This window comes from Cellulomonas algicola, assembly GCF_019024305.1.
Taxonomy (GTDB): Bacteria; Actinomycetota; Actinomycetes; order Actinomycetales; family Cellulomonadaceae; genus Cellulomonas; species Cellulomonas algicola.
Genome location: NZ_JAHKSJ010000003.1, coordinates 1 through 15,985 on the forward strand (window position 1 = coordinate 1; position 15,985 = coordinate 15,985).

General features: G+C 74.6%; 17 protein-coding genes. 13 read left to right on the plus strand and 4 right to left on the minus strand.

Annotated elements, in window-relative coordinates:
* Positions 1-182: 182 nt before the first annotated feature.
* From KOV94_RS03685 to KOV94_RS03695, 3 genes are all read left to right on the plus strand, one after another.
* The gene (locus tag KOV94_RS03685) at positions 183-1,193 is read left to right on the plus strand and encodes a DNA-directed RNA polymerase subunit alpha (RefSeq protein WP_124343449.1); all 1,011 of its coding nucleotides are present in this window, start codon (positions 183-185) and stop codon (positions 1,191-1,193) included.
* Positions 1,194-1,265: 72 nt separating this feature from the next.
* Positions 1,266-1,808 carry a 50S ribosomal protein L17 gene (gene rplQ, locus KOV94_RS03690; protein WP_124343450.1) on the plus strand — a complete coding sequence of 181 codons (543 nt, stop codon included), beginning with the start codon at positions 1,266-1,268 and terminating at the stop codon, positions 1,806-1,808.
* Positions 1,809-1,979: 171 nt separating this feature from the next.
* The gene (locus KOV94_RS03695) at positions 1,980-2,759 is read left to right on the plus strand and encodes an alpha/beta fold hydrolase (RefSeq protein ID WP_218051260.1); all 780 of its coding nucleotides are present in this window, start codon (positions 1,980-1,982) and stop codon (positions 2,757-2,759) included.
* Positions 2,760-2,938: 179 nt separating this feature from the next.
* On the opposite strand, the gene KOV94_RS03700 is transcribed toward KOV94_RS03695, so the two are convergent.
* A complete protein-coding gene (locus KOV94_RS03700) occupies positions 2,939-3,706 on the minus strand; it encodes an ROK family protein (RefSeq protein ID WP_218051261.1) in 768 nt (255 codons plus the stop codon).
* 365 nt (positions 3,707-4,071) lie between these two features.
* Here KOV94_RS03700 and truA point away from each other — a divergent pair, with 365 nt between their 5' ends.
* Positions 4,072-4,953 (plus strand): tRNA pseudouridine(38-40) synthase TruA, encoded by an 882-nt coding sequence (truA, locus tag KOV94_RS03705; protein ID WP_218051284.1) that lies wholly within the window; start codon positions 4,072-4,074, stop codon positions 4,951-4,953.
* Between the two features lie 47 nt (positions 4,954-5,000).
* On the opposite strand, the gene KOV94_RS03710 is transcribed toward truA, so the two are convergent.
* On the minus strand, positions 5,001-5,459 hold the full coding sequence (locus KOV94_RS03710; protein WP_124343453.1) for a DUF5709 domain-containing protein: 459 nt from the start codon (positions 5,457-5,459) through the stop codon (positions 5,001-5,003).
* A 93-nt stretch (positions 5,460-5,552) separates the two neighbouring features.
* Here KOV94_RS03710 and KOV94_RS03715 point away from each other — a divergent pair, with 93 nt between their 5' ends.
* Positions 5,553-7,235, plus strand: coding sequence for an ABC-F family ATP-binding cassette domain-containing protein (locus KOV94_RS03715; protein ID WP_218051262.1), 1,683 nt, complete (start codon positions 5,553-5,555; stop codon positions 7,233-7,235).
* A gap of 227 nt (positions 7,236-7,462) precedes the next feature.
* Complete coding sequence (locus tag KOV94_RS03720; RefSeq protein WP_218051263.1) at positions 7,463-7,870, plus strand: hypothetical protein; 408 nt, start codon at positions 7,463-7,465, stop codon at positions 7,868-7,870.
* Between the two features lie 62 nt (positions 7,871-7,932).
* Here KOV94_RS03720 and KOV94_RS03725 read toward each other — a convergent pair whose 3' ends face one another.
* Complete coding sequence (locus KOV94_RS03725) at positions 7,933-8,538, minus strand: LysE/ArgO family amino acid transporter (RefSeq protein ID WP_218051264.1); 606 nt, start codon at positions 8,536-8,538, stop codon at positions 7,933-7,935.
* Positions 8,539-8,608: 70 nt separating this feature from the next.
* Here KOV94_RS03725 and KOV94_RS03730 point away from each other — a divergent pair, with 70 nt between their 5' ends.
* From KOV94_RS03730 to KOV94_RS03760, 7 genes are all read left to right on the plus strand, one after another.
* Entirely contained in the window at positions 8,609-9,517 is a 909-nt protein-coding gene (locus KOV94_RS03730; RefSeq protein WP_218051265.1) for a LysR family transcriptional regulator ArgP, read from the plus strand.
* Positions 9,518-9,778: 261 nt separating this feature from the next.
* The gene (gene rplM / locus KOV94_RS03735) at positions 9,779-10,228 is read left to right on the plus strand and encodes a 50S ribosomal protein L13 (RefSeq protein WP_124343458.1); all 450 of its coding nucleotides are present in this window, start codon (positions 9,779-9,781) and stop codon (positions 10,226-10,228) included.
* Between the two features lie 40 nt (positions 10,229-10,268).
* Positions 10,269-10,757, plus strand: a complete 489-nt coding sequence (rpsI, locus tag KOV94_RS03740; RefSeq protein ID WP_162352728.1) for a 30S ribosomal protein S9 — start codon at positions 10,269-10,271, stop codon at positions 10,755-10,757.
* A gap of 139 nt (positions 10,758-10,896) precedes the next feature.
* Positions 10,897-12,246, plus strand: coding sequence for a phosphoglucosamine mutase (glmM, locus tag KOV94_RS03745; protein WP_124343460.1), 1,350 nt, complete (start codon positions 10,897-10,899; stop codon positions 12,244-12,246).
* A complete protein-coding gene (locus KOV94_RS21155) occupies positions 12,243-13,295 on the plus strand; it encodes a peptide deformylase (protein ID WP_218051266.1) in 1,053 nt (350 codons plus the stop codon). The genes glmM and KOV94_RS21155 overlap by 4 nt, the downstream gene beginning before the upstream one ends.
* A gap of 210 nt (positions 13,296-13,505) precedes the next feature.
* Positions 13,506-14,195 carry a DedA family protein gene (locus KOV94_RS03755; protein ID WP_124342249.1) on the plus strand — a complete coding sequence of 230 codons (690 nt, stop codon included), beginning with the start codon at positions 13,506-13,508 and terminating at the stop codon, positions 14,193-14,195.
* 253 nt (positions 14,196-14,448) lie between these two features.
* On the plus strand, positions 14,449-15,012 hold the full coding sequence (locus tag KOV94_RS03760) for a hypothetical protein (protein ID WP_124342248.1): 564 nt from the start codon (positions 14,449-14,451) through the stop codon (positions 15,010-15,012).
* Positions 15,013-15,031: 19 nt separating this feature from the next.
* Here KOV94_RS03760 and coaA read toward each other — a convergent pair whose 3' ends face one another.
* Positions 15,032-15,982: a type I pantothenate kinase gene (gene coaA / locus KOV94_RS03765; RefSeq protein WP_124342247.1), complete on the minus strand. Its 951-nt coding sequence runs from the start codon at positions 15,980-15,982 to the stop codon at positions 15,032-15,034.
* Positions 15,983-15,985: the final 3 nt, after the last annotated feature.

Below are 15,985 nucleotides of genomic sequence, written 5' to 3' on the forward strand. Positions count from 1 at the left end.
ACGGCTGCCGCCCGCCGAAGCGCCGCCGCGTCTGACCCTCGGCTCGGCCGTGGCCGGTGCTCGCGTCGTCGACGCACCGGCCACGGCGTGACTCGTCCGACCGGTCATGCGGACCGAGGCATGGCCGTCACGCAGTACTGCGGAGCGTCATATGGCGGACGCCCGCTGAGAGGAAACCCACCGTGCTCATCGCACAGCGCCCCACCCTGACCGAAGAGGTCATCTCGGAGAACCGTTCGCGGTTCTCCATCGAGCCGCTCGAGCCCGGCTTCGGCTACACGCTCGGCAACTCGCTGCGCCGGACGCTGCTGTCCTCCATCCCCGGTGCCGCCGTCACCTCCATCCGGATCGACGGCGTGCTGCACGAGTTCTCCACCGTGCCGGGTGTCAAGGAGGACGTCACCGAGATCATCCTCAACATCAAGAACCTGGTCGTCTCCTCGGAGAACGACGAGCCGGTCGTGATGTACCTGCGCAAGCAGGGGTCGGGTGTCGTCACCGCCGCGGACATCGTGCCGCCGGCCGGGGTCGAGGTGCACAACCCCGACCTGCACCTGGCGACGCTGAACGACAAGGGCAAGCTGGAGATCGAGCTCACGGTCGAGCGCGGCCGCGGCTACGTCTCCGCCGCCCAGAACAAGTCGTTCGACGCGGAGATCGGCCGGATCCCGGTCGACTCGATCTACTCGCCTGTCCTCAAGGTGACCTACAAGGTCGAGGCCACGCGTGTCGAGCAGCGGACCGACTTCGACAAGCTCGTCGTCGACGTCGAGACCAAGGCCGCCATCAGCCCGCGTGACGCGCTCGCGTCCGCCGGCAAGACGCTGGTCGAGCTGTTCGGCCTGGCCCGTGAGCTCAACGTCGAGGCGGAGGGCATCGAGATCGGCCCGTCGCCGACCGACGCTGCGCTCGCCGCGGACCTCGCGCTGCCGATCGAGGACCTGCAGCTGACGATCCGCTCGTACAACTGCCTCAAGCGTGAGGGCATCCACTCCGTGGGTGAGCTCGTGGCGCGCAGCGAGGCCGACCTCCTGGACATCCGCAACTTCGGTGCGAAGTCCATCACCGAGGTCAAGGAGAAGCTGGCCGAGCTCGGCCTGACGCTCAAGGACAGCCCGCTCGACTTCGACCCGTCCGCGTCGGCCTTCTACGGCGACGACGAGGGCGACTTCGTCGAGGACGAGCAGTACTGACGCCGGGGAACGCGCGCCGGGCCTGAACGGTCCGGTGCGCGTCGCCGATCACTGGAACTCAAGGAGTAGATCATGCCCACGCCCACCAAGGGTCCCCGGCTCGGTGGCGGACCGGCGCACGAGCGTCTGATCCTCGCGAACCTCGCGACGCAGCTGTTCGAGCACAAGCGGATCACGACGACCGAGGCCAAGGCCAAGCGTCTGCGCCCGCTCGCCGAGCGCCTCATCACCTTCGCGAAGCGCGGCGACCTGCACGCCCGCCGCCGTGTCCTGACGGTCGTCAAGGACAAGGGTGTCGTGCACACCCTGTTCACCGAGATCGCGCCGGCCGTCGCCGAGCGTCAGGGTGGCTACACGCGCATCACGAAGATCGGTCCGCGCAAGGGCGACAACGCGCCCATGGCCGTGATCGAGCTCGTGCTCGAGCCGCTGTCGCCGAAGCAGGCCGTCGTCAAGGAGGCCACGAAGGCCACCGCGAAGGCCGCGCCGAAGGCGGAGAAGAAGGCTGACGAGGCCCCCGCCGCCGAGGTCGAGGAGACGACCGACGCCGAGGCGACCGAGGCTCCGGCCGAGGACACCACCGCGGCGACCGAGGGCGACGCCGAGAAGGCCTGACCCTTCCGCAGCACCGACGAGAGGCCCGGAACCGCGCAGGTTCCGGGCCTCTCGTGCGTCCGGCCGTGTGCGGACAGGTCGCCTCCGCTGTGAGCGCGCCGCCGCCCGGGTCGTTGCGCCGTCGGCATGGTCCGCGGTGGCAGGGTCGGGCGCGCGCCGTAGGGTCGTGCCATGGGGCTGCCGGTCGTCCTGGTGCACGGGTTGCGGACGTCGCGCACGATGTGGCGCGCGCAGGTCGAGGCACTCGAGCGTGCGGGCCGCACGGCTCTCGCGGTCGACCTCCCCGGGCACGGTGCGCGGGTCGACGAGCCGTTCACCTTCGACGGTGCCGTCGAGACGGTCCGGGCAGCGGTCGACGACGTCGGGGGCCGGGCGCTCGTCGTCGGGCTGTCGCTCGGCGGCTACGTCGGGATCGCGCACGCGGCCCGTCACCCCGAGCAGGTCGCCGGGCTCGTCGCCGCGTCGTGCTCGACCCGACCGTTGCCGCTGCTGGTCGGCGGCTGGGCGCTCGCGGCGCGCGGCATCGGGCGGCTGCCCGACCACGGCGAAGGGCTCAACGCGTTCATGGTGCGACGGTTCCTGCCGGCACAGGGTGCGCTCGACGTCGGGGCCGGCGGGTTCGCGCTCATGGTCACGCGCGACGTGCTGCGCGAGGTCACGACGGCGACGCCGCTCGACGACCTGGCGCGGGTCGACGCGCCCGTGTGGCTCGTCAACGGGCGTTTCGACCACTTCCGCGGTGACGAGCGCGCGTTCCTGCGCGCGTGCCGGCACGGGCGGCTCGTCGTGGTGCCCGGTGCGACGCACATGGTGAGCCTGGTCGCGCCGGAGCGGTTCACCCGGTCCGTGCTGGAGGCGCTGGACGACGTGGACCGCGCCGACGGGGCGTCCGTCGCGCCGGGCGGAGACGCGCGACGCGCGGGCGTCGACCGGGCGGCACCTGCGCGGTGACGCCGGTGCGTGCGGTCGGGCGGCGACCCGTGCGTGCGGGTCGGGCAGCGACCCTGGTGCGTGCGGTCGGGGGGCGATCCCGCCGCGCGGCGGGCTCGTGGCGACCGGGACGCGTCGCGCCGGTGGGCCGGGACGCGTCGCAGCGCTCACCGTGCGGCCCGTGCGCGTGAGGGTGCGGGTCAGGCGTGGAGCGTCCAGGCGCGGACCCCGCCGACGATCCCGGCCTGGTTCGGCACGACGACGACGTCGTCGCCGAGCCGTTCGAGCACCTGCGGCGTCACCTGTCGGGCGTTGCCGCCGCCGAGGTACAGGCGGTCCCAGAGGAACACGGGCCGCAGGCCCTCGACGACGCGTCGCACGCGCCGCGACCACAGGCCGTCGCCGAGCCGGGTCCGCTCGACCTGCCCGACGTACGCGTCGTACGTCGTGCCCCACCGGACGGGCGCGTGGGACAGCTCGAGGTGCGGCGCGAGGACGCCCCCGTCGAACAGCGCGGAGCCGAGGCCGGTGCCGAGCGTGAGGACGAGCTCGACGCCGGTGCCGGAGACCACGCCCGCGCCGTGCACCTCGGCGTCGTTGAGGACGAGCGTCGGGACGCCGAGGCGCTCCTGGAGCGCGGCGCGGACGTCGCACCCGGCCCACGCGTCGACGAGCGCGGGGTCGACCGTCGTGCGGGGACCGGAGCGCGTGACGTAGTGCGGGGTCGCGACGACGACGCCGTGCCGGATCATGCCGGGCATGCCGACCGTGGCGCGGTCGGCGGCGGGCAGGTCCGCGCCGATCGCGGCGATGGTGTCGACGAGCCGCGACGGGGGCAGCGGGTACGGGGTCGGGACCCGCACGGCGGGGGCGTGGAGCGTGCCGGCGGCGTCGAGCACGGACGCCTTGATCCCGCCGCCGCCGCAGTCGACCGCGAGGGTGAAGGGGTGGGCGGGCGTCGTCGGCACGTCGCCACGCTATCCCTCGCCACGACGACGGGCCGCTGACGGTGATCGGACCGTGCCTCGCGCGCGTGCGCGGGCCCGTGGCCGACGCCGCACTACCGTGGTCCCTCGTGACCGTCCCGCCCGCCGAGCCGACCGACGCACCGCTCACCGAGCCGACCGGCGCGCGCAGCGACCTGCGCGGCACCCCGACGACGGCCGCACCGTCGCCGGCTGGACCCGCTGGCTCGGCTGGACCTGCTGGAGCCGCTGGACCCGCTGGACCGGCTGGACCGGCTGGGAAGGCCGGGCAGGCCAGGCCCGAGGGTCAGGCTCGGCCGGCCGGGACGACCGAGCCGTCGGGCGACGCGGCGGCGGGCGCGACGCGGCTGCGGCTCGACCTCGCGTACGACGGCACGGCGTTCAGCGGGTGGGCGCGGCAGCCGGCGCTGCGCACGGTGCAGGGCGTGCTCGAGGACGCGCTCGCGGTGGTGCTGCGCACCGCGGCGCACGGCGTGCCGGCGCCGCACGTGACGGTCGCGGGCCGGACGGACGCGGGGGTGCACGCGCGCGGGCAGGTGGCGCACGTCGACGTCGCGCCCGAGGTGCTGGAGGCGGCCCGGGCGCGCTCGGCCCCGACCGCGGAGGCGGCGCTCGTGTCGCGTCTGGCGGGCGTGCTGCCGGCGGACGTCGTCGTCCACCGCGTGACGCGGGCGCCCGAGGGGTTCGACGCCCGGTTCTCCGCGCTGCGACGGCGCTACGCGTACCGGATCTGCGACGACAGCGCCGCGCGGGACCCGCTGAGCCGCGCGCACGTGCTGTGGCACCGCCGCCCGCTGGACGTCGAGGCGATGGACGCGGCGGCGGGCTCGCTGCTCGGGCGGCACGACTTCGCGGCGTACTGCAAGCCGCGCGAGGGGGCGACGACGATCCGCACGCTGGAGCGGTTCTCGTGGTCGCGCGGGGCGGCCGGGGCCGCGGACGCGGGTCTGGTGGTGGCGACGGTCCAGGCGGACGCGTTCTGCCACTCGATGGTGCGGGCGCTGGTCGGCGCGTGCGTGGCCGTGGGGGAGGGGCGCCGCCCGGCCGGGTGGGCCGCGGAGCTGCTGGCCGGGCGTCGGCGTGACGCGGGTGCGGCGGTCGTCGCGGCGCACGGCCTCACGCTCGAGGAGGTCGGCTACCCCGCGGACGACGCGCTCGCGGCGCGCGCGGTGCAGACCCGCGCACGCCGCGAGGCGCACGACGTCGACGCGACGCCAGGGTGCTGCTGACGCCAGGGTGCTGCTGAGGCACCGCCGGCTGGTCGCGCGGACAGACGTCAGGGACGCTCGTCCTCGCCGTCCTGGTAGTAGCGGTCGTCGACGTACTCCTCCTCGATGAGGTGGACGGCGGCCTCCTCGGCGCTCGCGGCGCCGCCGGAGACGCCCGCGTCGACCGCGAAGGTGTCGTTCACGCCGGACTCGACGGCGTCGTCGTCCGCCACCAGACGGCCGGCGCGGAGCTCCTCGCGGTCGCCGGTGACGCGCGGACGCTGCTCCCAGACCTCGGGCTCCTCCTGCTCGATCCGCTGGTCGATGGTCTCGCGGTGCTCCTCCTCCCAGTGCGTCTCCCCGTAGTGGGTCGTCCGGGGGCGGTCGCGCTCGGGGGGCGTGTAGCCCTCGTCGAGATGGTCGTCGACGCCCCGCTCGACGAGGGTGTCCTCGCCGGGGAGCTGGTCGGTGTCGCCCTCGCTGCCGAGTGCGGCATCGGTCCGGGTGGCAGGTGTCTCGTCGCTCATGCTCCGACCCTCGCACCGGCCGCGACGCTCCGCCAGGGGACGGCGGGGCAATGAGGTTCGGCCAGGGCGCGCGGGCCGGTCAGACTGTGCGGCATGGGCCATCTCGACATCGGCGGCATCGGCTACGTCCTCCCCGACGGCCGTCCGCTCCTCGACGACGTGACGTTCCGTGTGGGGGAGGGTGCGCGCGTCGCGCTCGTCGGTCCGAACGGGGTCGGCAAGTCGACGCTGCTGCGGATCGTCGCCGGTGACGAGCAGCCGCACGCGGGGTCGGTGCAGCGCAGCGGCGGCCTGGGCGTCATGCGGCAGGACGTCGGGCGGATCGACGACGACCGCTCGGTGCGCGACCTGCTCGCGTCTCTCGCGCCCGCGGCCGTGCGCGACGCGGCGGTCGAGCTGTCCGCGGCGGAGCTGGGGATCATGGAGGTCGACGACGAGCCCGCGCAGATGCGGTACGCGCAGGCCCTCGTGGACTGGGCGGACGTCGGCGGGTACGAGGCCGAGGTGGGCTGGGACCGTGTGACGGACGCGGTCCTGTCGGTGCCGTTCGAGCGCGCGCAGCACCGGGAGGTGCGGACGCTGTCGGGCGGCGAGCAGAAGCGCCTGGTGCTCGAGGCGCTGCTGCGCGGTCCCGACGAGGTGCTGCTGCTCGACGAGCCGGACAACGCGCTCGACGTCCCGACGAAGAGGTGGCTCGAGGACCGGCTGCTCGCGTCGTCGAAGTCGGTGCTGCTCGTGAGCCACGACCGCGAGCTGCTGGCACGCGTGGCGACGCACGTCGCGACGCTCGAGCCGACCGCGGTGGGGGCGTCGGTGTGGGTGCACGGCGGGGGCTTCTCGACGTACCACCAGGCGCGCGAGGACCGGCGCTCGCGGCTCGAGGAGCTCATGCGGCGCTGGGAGGAGGAGCACGCGAAGCTCCGCGAGCTGGTGCTCACGCTCAAGACGAAGGCGGCGTTCAACGACGGGCTCGCGTCGCGGTACCAGGCGGCGCAGACGCGGCTGCGCAAGTTCGAGGAGGCCGGTCCGCCGATGGTGAAAGTGCGCGAGCAGTCGGTGCGCGTGCGCCTGCGCGGTGGCCGGACCGCGAAGCGCGCGGTGGTCGCGACAGGGCTCGAGCTCACGGGCCTGATGAAGCCGTTCGACCTCGAGGTGTGGTTCGGCGAGCGCGTCGCGGTCCTCGGGTCGAACGGGTCGGGCAAGTCGCACTTCCTGCGGCTGCTCGCGGCCGGTGGCTCGGACCCGGGCCCCGAGCACGAGCCCGCGGGGGAGACGGCGGTCGCGCCCGTGCGGCACACCGGGTCGGTCGTCCTGGGGTCCCGCGTGCGGCCGGGGTGGTTCGCGCAGAACCACGCGCACCCGGAGCTGGTGGGCCGGACGCTGCTCGAGATCCTGCACCGGGGTGACGCCCACCGGGCGGGGCTCGGGCGCGAGCAGGCGAGCCGTGCGCTCGACCGGTACGAGCTCGTCGACCAGGCCGAGCAGGCCTACGAGACGTTGTCGGGCGGCCAGCAGGCGCGGCTCCAGATCCTGCTCCTCGAGCTGGGCGGCGCGACGCTGCTGCTGCTGGACGAGCCGACGGACAACCTCGACCTGCACTCGGCGGAGGCGCTCGAGGCCGGGCTCGCGGCGTTCGAGGGCACGGTGCTCGCGGTCACGCACGACCGGTGGTTCACGCGGACGTTCGACCGGTTCCTCGTGTTCGCGGCCGACGGGTCGGTCGTCGAGACGCCGGAGCCGGTCTGGGACACGGCGCGGGTCGAGCGGGCGCGCTGACCCGAGCGCGCCGGCTCGGGCGTCCTGACGCGGTGCGCCGTCGCGCGCGACCGGCAGGTCGACCCGCCGCCCGATCCCGCGACGGGGCGGGCGAGCGCTTCCCTGGACGAGCGTCCACCAGACGGCCCTGCCGCCGTCACCCGGTTGCCGTACGACCTGCGACGCACGTCCTGCATGTCGACGTATCTCACCCGCCCGGGCCGCCGCGTGCGGCGCACAATGACGCCATGTCGAACACCACCGTCCCGTGGGTCCACCGCCCTGCGCGCGTCGACGACGCCGCGGCGCTCGGCACGCTGGCCGAGTGGCTGTCGCACGTCCAGCTGACCGACACCGACGACCAGGAGGAGCTCGAGCGGTGCGCGCAGGCGCTGCAGCGCATCGCGCTCGCGTCGGGCGTCCTCATGCGTCAGCTCGGTGACCTGTCCCACGACCGCTGCGACTTCAGCGACCACCTGCTGGCCGACGAGCGGCACCGGGTCGCGGAGGCGCAGCGCGCGGCGCTGCACGAGGCGCTGGGCACGCTCGTCGACCGGGCGCGCGCCCGGCGCGGGCGGCACGCGGGCGTCGTGCCCGTCGCGGACCTGCGGGCGCTGCTGCCGAGCCAGCGTCAGGCGCCGCGCGCGGACGCGTAGGACCCGACCACCTGCCCGTCGTCCGAGCGGTGCGGCGGCGGCCGGCCGACGAGCGGCGCAGGTCAGCCGCCGACGACGAGCAGCACCGCGAGCGTCGCCATCACGGCCGCGACGACGCCGTCGAGCACCTGCCACGCGCGCGGCCGCGCGAACAGCGGCTGCAGCCTTCCGGCGCCGAACCCGAGCGCGGTGAACCACACGACGCTCGCGGTCACCGCGCCCGCGCCGAACGCCCACCCGCCCGCGGCGGGGTGCTGCTGCGCGAGCCCGCCGAGCAGCACCACGGTGTCGAGGTAGACGTGCGGGTTGAGGAACGTCAGCGCGAGACACGTGAGCAGGACGGCCGAGCGGCGGGCCGGTCCGTCGCTCGCGGGGTCGAGCTGCTGGGGCCGCGCCACCCGACGTGCTGCACCGACCGCGAGGACCAGGAGGAACGCCGCGCCGGCGTACCGGATCACGCGCAGCACGACGGGGTGGTCCCCGACGAGCGCGCCCAGCCCGGCGATCCCCGCCGCGACCAGCAGCGCGTCGGCGCCGGCGCACACGAGGACCACGGGCAGGACGTGCTCGCGACGCAGGCCCTGGCGCAGCACGAAGGCGTTCTGCGCGCCGATCGCGACGATGAGCGAGAGCGCGCTGAGGAAGCCGGTGAGGACCGCGGGGAGCATGCGTCGACGGTAGGTCGAGCACGCGCGTGAAGACCAGTTCAGGTTTCTGCCGGACCATTAGCATCGCTTCATGACGTTCGACACCGACCACCTGCGCACGCTCGCCGCGGTCGTCGACGAGGGCAGCTTCGACGCGGCCGCCCGCTCGCTGCACGTGACGCCGTCGGCGGTGAGCCAGCGGATCAAGGCGCTCGAGCAGCAGGTCGGCGGGGTCGTCGTGCAGCGCTCGCGGCCCTGCCTGCCGACCGCCGCGGGGGAGGTCCTCGTCCGTCTCGCGGGGCAGGTCGACGCGCTCGCCCGCGACGCGCTCGCGGAGCTCGGTGCCGTCGCGGGCGCGCAGCCCGGCGGCCGGCGACGCCTCGCGGTGGCCGTCAACGCCGACTCCCTCTCGACATGGTTCCCCGCGGCCCTCGTCGGCCTGCCCGGGGACGTGCTCGTGGACCTGCGGCGCGAGGACCAGGACCTGTCCGCGCAGCTGCTGCGCGACGGCACCGTCGCCGCGGCGGTCACCGCGGAGCGTCGCGCAGTGCAGGGCTGCCGCGTGCGGCCGCTCGGGTCGATGCGCTACCTCGCACTCGCGGCGCCGGACGTCCGGGACCGCTGGTTCGCCGACCCCGACCCGGACGCGCACGCGCTCGCCGACGTCCTCGGCGACGTGCCCGCGGTGGCGTTCAACCGCGCCGACGGTCTCCAGCACGCGTTCGTCCAGCAGGTCACGCGTGCGCGGCCCCCGCTGCCGCTGCACTACGCGCCCGAGCAGGGGGCGTTCGTGGCGCTGCTGCGCGCGGGGCTCGGGTGGGGGATGGTGCCCGAGCAGGCAGCGGCCGGGGAGCTGGCCTCCGGCGCGCTCGTCGACGTCGCGCCCGGGAGGTGGCTCGACGTCCCGCTCTTCTGGCAGCACTGGGCGCTGCGGACGCCGACGCTCGACGACCTCACCGAGCGCGTCCTGCGCGCGTCGCGCTCGCTGCACCGGTCCTGAGCGCCACGGCGCGGTGCGGCGGCCACCGTCAGGACGGTGTGGCGCAGCCGACGCCACCTGTTTTGACCGTCCCTCCGACGCGCAGGTAGTCTTGTGCGTTGTTGTGCGTCCCCTGTCGCGCGCCCGGACTTCTCACCTGAGCGCTGCGGTGGCGTCCCGGTGCGGTTCCCACTCGCCGGAGGGATGCTCCGACAGCCCTCCACGGCGCCGCTCGCGCGACGACCGTGACATGCAGACACAACGAACGAAGGCTTACGACCCGTGCGTACGTACACCCCGAAGCCCGGCGACGTCGAGCGGACCTGGTACGTCATCGACGCGACCGATGTCGTCCTCGGCCGCCTGGCCACCCACGTGGCCACGCTGCTGCGCGGCAAGCACAAGGCCACCTTTGCTCCGCACGTCGACGGCGGCGACTTCGTCATCGTCATCAACGCGGACAAGGTCGCCCTCACCGGCAACAAGCGCGAGACCAAGCTCGCCTACCGCCACTCCGGCTACCCGGGTGGTCTGCGGGCGACGCGCTACAGCGAGCTCCTCGAGAAGCACCCGGAGCGCGCGATCGAGAAGGCCGTCCGCGGCATGCTCCCCAAGAGCTCGCTCGCTGCCAAGCAGCTCGGCAAGCTCAAGGTCTACGCCGGTGGCGAGCACCCCCACGCCGCCCAGCAGCCGAAGCCGTTCGAGATCACCCAGGTCGCGCAGCAGGCCTGACGGCCGCCGCGCGTAGAGCAGACAGGAACCGAGGACACCAGTGGCAGAGACCACGGTCGACATCGACCTCGAGGGCGACGAGACGCCCACCAGCTACACCAGCGAGACGGCGGCCCCCCAGGGTCGCGGTCAGTCCATCACGGCCCCCGGCCAGGCCCTCGGCCGCCGCAAGGAGGCCATCGCCCGCGTGCGCCTGGTGCCCGGCACCGGCCAGTGGAAGATCAACGGGCGCACGCTCGAGGACTACTTCCCGAACAAGGTGCACCAGCAGCTCGTCAACTCGCCGCTGAAGCTCGTGGACGTCGAGGGTCGCTTCGACGTCGTCGCGCGCATCACCGGCGGTGGCGTCTCCGGCCAGGCCGGCGCGCTGCGCCTGGGCATCGCCCGTGCGCTCAACGCGATCGACGCCGAGCACAACCGCCCGGCCCTCAAGAAGGCCGGCTTCCTCACGCGCGACGCCCGTGTGGTCGAGCGCAAGAAGGCCGGTCTCAAGAAGGCCCGCAAGGCTCCGCAGTACTCGAAGCGCTGATCTCAGCGCCTCACCCGATGGCCCCGTCGGTCGGAAGACCAGCGGGGCCATCGGTGTCTGCGGGATGGTGAGCACAGCAGGGAAGACGGCGGGGACGCAGGGGCGCGCCGACGACGTCGCGTGACAAGGGAGTGCAGAGATGGCCCGACTGTTCGGCACCGACGGGGTGCGAGGACTGGCGAACCGGGACGTGACGGCCGAGCTCGCGCTCGACCTGTCCGTCGCCGCGGCGCACGTGCTGGGCGCGAGCGGCGCGTTCGAGGGGCACCGTCCGCGTGCGGTCGTCGGCCGCGACTCGCGGGCCTCGGGCGAGTTCCTCGCCGCCGCCGTCGCCGCAGGCCTGGCCTCCGCGGGTGTCGACGTCGTCAACGTCGGCGTGCTGCCGACGCCGGCCGTCGCGTACCTCACCGCCGAGCTCGGCGTGGACCTCGGCGTCGTGCTCTCCGCGTCGCACAACCCCATGCCCGACAACGGCATCAAGTTCCTCGCGCGCGGCGGGCACAAGCTCGACGACGACCTCGAGCGCGCGATCGAGAAGCGCATGGGCGAGGCGTGGGACCGCCCGACGGGCGCGGACGTCGGCCGGATCCGGCTCGACACGGGCCGCGCGGGCGACGACTACGTCGACCACCTCGTCGCGACCATCCGTCCCTCGCTCGGCCACCTGCGCATCGCCGTCGACTGCGCGAACGGTGCGGCCAGCGAGGTCGGTCCCGCGGCGCTCCGGCAGGCGGGCGCCGACGTCGTCGTCATCAACGCGTCGCCCGACGGGCGCAACATCAACGAGAAGTGCGGCTCGACGCACCCCGAGCAGCTGCTCGCGGCCGTCGTCGCGTCGGAGGCCGACCTCGGTGTCGCGTTCGACGGGGACGCGGACCGCTGCCTCGCGGTCGACGCCGACGGCAACCTGGTCGACGGCGACCAGATCATGGGCGTCCTCGCGCTCGCGATGCGCGACGCCGGCACGCTCGCCGACGACACGCTCGTCACGACCGTCATGAGCAACCTCGGTCTGCGGCTCGCGATGCGCGACCGCGGGGTCCGCACGGTCGAGACCGCGGTGGGCGACCGCTACGTGCTCGAGGCGATGCGCGCGGGCGGGTACTCGCTCGGCGGCGAGCAGTCGGGCCACATCATCATGGCCGCGCACGCCACGACGGGCGACGGTGTCCTCACCGCGCTCCAGCTCGCCGCGCGCGTCGCCGAGACCGGTGAGCCGCTCGCCAAGCTCGCGGGCGTCGTGCAGCGGCTCCCGCAGACGCTCGTCAACGTGTCGGGCGTGGACAAGGCGCGGGCGTCGAGCGACGAGCCGCTGCTCGACGCCGTGCGTGCCGCCGAGGCGCGGCTGGGCGACACGGGTCGCGTGCTGCTGCGGCCGTCGGGCACCGAGGCGCTCGTCCGCGTCATGGTCGAGGCCGCGACGCAGGCCGAGGCCGACGGTGTCGCGCGCGAGCTCGCGGACGTCGTGTCGTCGCGGCTCGCCCTGTGAGCACCACGGGGTCCGCGCGGCAGCGGGACGTCGCGCTGCGCGACCTCGTCCTGCGGCTGCTCGACGCCGCCCACGGCACCGGCACGGTCCCGATCGTGCAGGCGGGCCACCCCGTGCTGCGCGCGCAGGCGCTGCCGTACGACGGCCAGCTCGCCGACGACGAGCTCGAGTCGCTCGTGCACGTCATGCGGGCGACGATGCACGCCGCGCCGGGTGTGGGCCTCGCCGCGCCGCAGATCGGGCTCCCGGTCGCCGTCGCCGTGATCGAGGACGCGGGGCCGCCCGACGGCGACGTCGGCCAGGTCCGCGAGCGTTCCCCGCTGGCGTTCCGCGTGCTCGTGAACCCCCGGTACGCGCCCGTCGACGACGAGCGTGTCGCGTTCTACGAGGGCTGCCTCAGCGTCGTCGGGTACCAGGCCGTCGTCGCACGGCCGCGGCACGTGCACCTCACCGGTGCCGACGAGCGCGGCCGTGCGCTCGACGAGGTCGTGTCCGGCTGGCCCGCGCGCATCGTGCAGCACGAGACCGACCACCTCGGTGGTGTGCTCTACCTCGACCGCGCCGAGCTGCGGTCGCTCGCCGCGGCCGACGCCCTCGGGCTGCGCTGGGCGAGCGAGCCGCGCCCGACGACCGCGGCGCGGGCGCTCGGCTTCGACCTCGGCGCGGTGCCCGACGACGGTGCCGTGCCGGACGCTGCCGCGTCCGCCGACCCTGCCGCGTCCGACGGCGCTCCCGCGTCCGACGACGCTCCCGCATCCGACGACGCTCCCGTCCCGGCGGAACCCCGGGTGGGCGCCCACGCCGCGACCGGCCCGGAGGTCGACCTCGACGCCGCCGACAACGCCGCACCCGTCGCGGAGGGCGCGCCGGCGGCGAACCCCGACGGCGGCGCGGGACGTGCGGGAGACGTCGAGGCCGGTGCCGCCCGAGCGGGCGACGTCGAGGCCGGTGCGGCCCGGACCGACGACGTCGACGCGTCGGGGTCGGCGGCCGACGGCGAGCCGGCGTCGGACGGGGACCCCGTCGGAGGTCAGCGCCCCGCGTCCTGACCGGTCGGCGCCGTCCTGCCACGTCGGCGCCGCCGGGGCCTCCCCCCGGAGGAGGAGGGCGGTCCGACCTGCCTGCACCCGACGGCTCGTTCGGGGTGACCTCAGGGATGATCCGGGGGTGTCCCCTATATCGGCGGCGCTGCCCCGGGTCCTACCGTGGGAGTCACGACGCCGGTCCGCAAGGCCGGCGCCCGACGACCTGGAGGACGCGTGGAGGCATGGGTGCTGGCCCTGGTGGGCTCACCGTGGGTCTTCGTCGTGCTGTACCTCTTCGCGACGATCGACGGGTTCTTCCCGCCCATCCCCAGCGAGTCGGTCGTCATCGCGCTGGCCACGCTGGCCATGGCGCAGGGCGAGCCGAACCTGGTGCTCGTGATCCTGGTCGCCGCCGCCGGCGCGTTCACGGGTGACCAGATCGCGTACCAGATCGGGACGAAGGTCAAGGTGCGCGAGGTCCGCTTCCTGCGCTCGGCCCGGGCGCAGGCGACCATCGACTGGGCGGAGCGCGCGCTCGAGCACCGCGGGGCGTCGTTCATCATCGCCGCGCGGTACATCCCGGTCGGCCGGGTGGCGGTCAACATGACCGCGGGCGCGCTGGGGTACAGCCGCCGCAGGTTCAGCGCGCTCGCGGCGCTCGCCGCGCTCACGTGGGGCGTCTACTCGACGGCGATCGGCATCGGTGCCGCGGCGTGGCTCGGGCACAACCCGATCCTCGCGGTGGTCGTGGGTGTCGTCGGCGGCGTGCTGCTCGGCGTGGTCATCGACTGGCTGCTGCGCCGCTACCAGGCTCTCGCGCAGCGCCGCCGGGCCCGGGTCCACCACGCCCCCGCGGTGCCGCTGCGCAGCGTCGAGGCGTCGGCGCACCGCCGCGCCGTGGCCGAGGACGACGCCGTCGCCTGACGTCCCCGGGTCACGGTCTGCTCACGATCGGACCGCGGCTGCTAACGATCCGGTGTCGACCGCGACGTGCGCGCCGGAGCGTGCCTACGCTCGTCTCGGGTCGACAGGGCAGTCGGCACTCCCTGCGACCCGTGTGGCCTCCCGGCCTGCTGTCCGCGGGGCTACACGACAGGGGGCAGACATGGCAGGGGAACCGCACGAGAGACGCACGTCCCGACGACGGGGTCGGCGGTCGTCCGGCGTACGCGGGGGCGTGGCCGCGCTCGTCGTCGCCGGGATCGCCGCGGCCGGCGGGTGCGCGAGTGCGCCGACGGTGACGCGGCAGGCCGAGGCGCGGGTCGCGGTGCAGGCGGACTGCCTCGACCCGGAGGTCGTCCGCGAGCTCGGGCTCGTGCTCGAGGACCGGACGGCCGCGGCCGAGGAGACCGGTCCGGCCGCGACGCCGGGCGCCGTGCCCGAGGACTTCGCGGCGTCGAGCGTGCTCGTGTGCTCCGCGTCCGGCACGCTCAAGTCCGCGTCCGGCACGTGGGCGGCGGTGACCGAGAGCCGGCGCGAGGGGGATCTCGCCCCGCTGCTCGCCGCTCTCGAGCGGCCGTCGCAGGAGCCGTCGGGAGCGTGCGAGACGTCGGGGGCGGTGCCGACGGTGCTGTGGCTGGTCGACGCGCTCGGGCGAGCGGTTCGGCCCGTGTGGCCGACCGACGCGTGCGGCGCGCCGGTCGCGGACGTGCTCGCGGCGCTGGACGCTCTGCACGAGACGGACACGACCGAGTTCCCCGTGGAGCGGGTCACGCCGACGGGTCCGCCGTCGGGCCGCTGACGCACGGAGCCTCGGACGCTCAGAGCTTGCGCAGGCGCACGCGCTCGACGGAGTGGTCGGAGCCCTTCGTCAGCACGAGAGTCGCGCGGCTGCGGGTCGGCAGGATGTTCTGCTGCAGGTTGGGCGCGTTGATCGTGTCCCAGATGCGCTCGGCGCGCTCGACGGCCTCGTCGTCGGAGAGCGACGCGTACCGGTGGAAGTACGACTCGGGCTGGGCGAACGCGGTCGAGCGGAGGCTCAGGAACCGGTCGACGTACCACTGGCGGATGTCGGTCGTGCGGGCGTCGACGTAGATCGAGAAGTCGAAGAAGTCGCTGACCGCCAGGTTGGACGTGCCCTCGCTCGTCGGTCGCGCGGGCTGCAGCACGTTGAGACCTTCGACGACCAGCACGTCGGGGCGGTTCACGACGATCTCGCGGCCGGGGACGATGTCGTACGTCAGGTGGTCGTAGACGGGCGCCCGGACCTCGGGGCGGCCGGCCTTGACCTTGGAGACGAACCGCAGCAGCGCGCGCCGGTCGTACGACTCGGGGAAACCCTTGCGCTCCATGAGCCCGCGCCGCTCGAGCTCGGCGTTGGGGTAGAGGAACCCGTCGGTCGTGACGAGCTGGACGCGCGGCGTCGCCGGCCAGCGCGCCAGGAGCTCGCGCAGCAGCCGGGCGGTCGTCGACTTGCCGACCGCGACGGACCCGGCGACGCCGATCACGAACGGCGTGCCGCCGACGTCCTCGCGCAGGAACGTGCTCGACGCCGCGTGGAGGCCGCGGGTCGCCTCGATGTGCAGGTCGAGCAGGCGCGAGATGGGCCGGTAGATCGCGTCGACCTCGGCGAGGTCGATCGGGTCCCCCAGGCCGGCGAGACGGTCGACGTCCGCGTCGGTGAGGGGCAGCGGCGTCGAGGCCGAGAGCCGACGCCACGCGTCGCGGTCCAGGTCGACGTACGGCGTGGCCGGGGTGAGCGACGGTGGCACGGG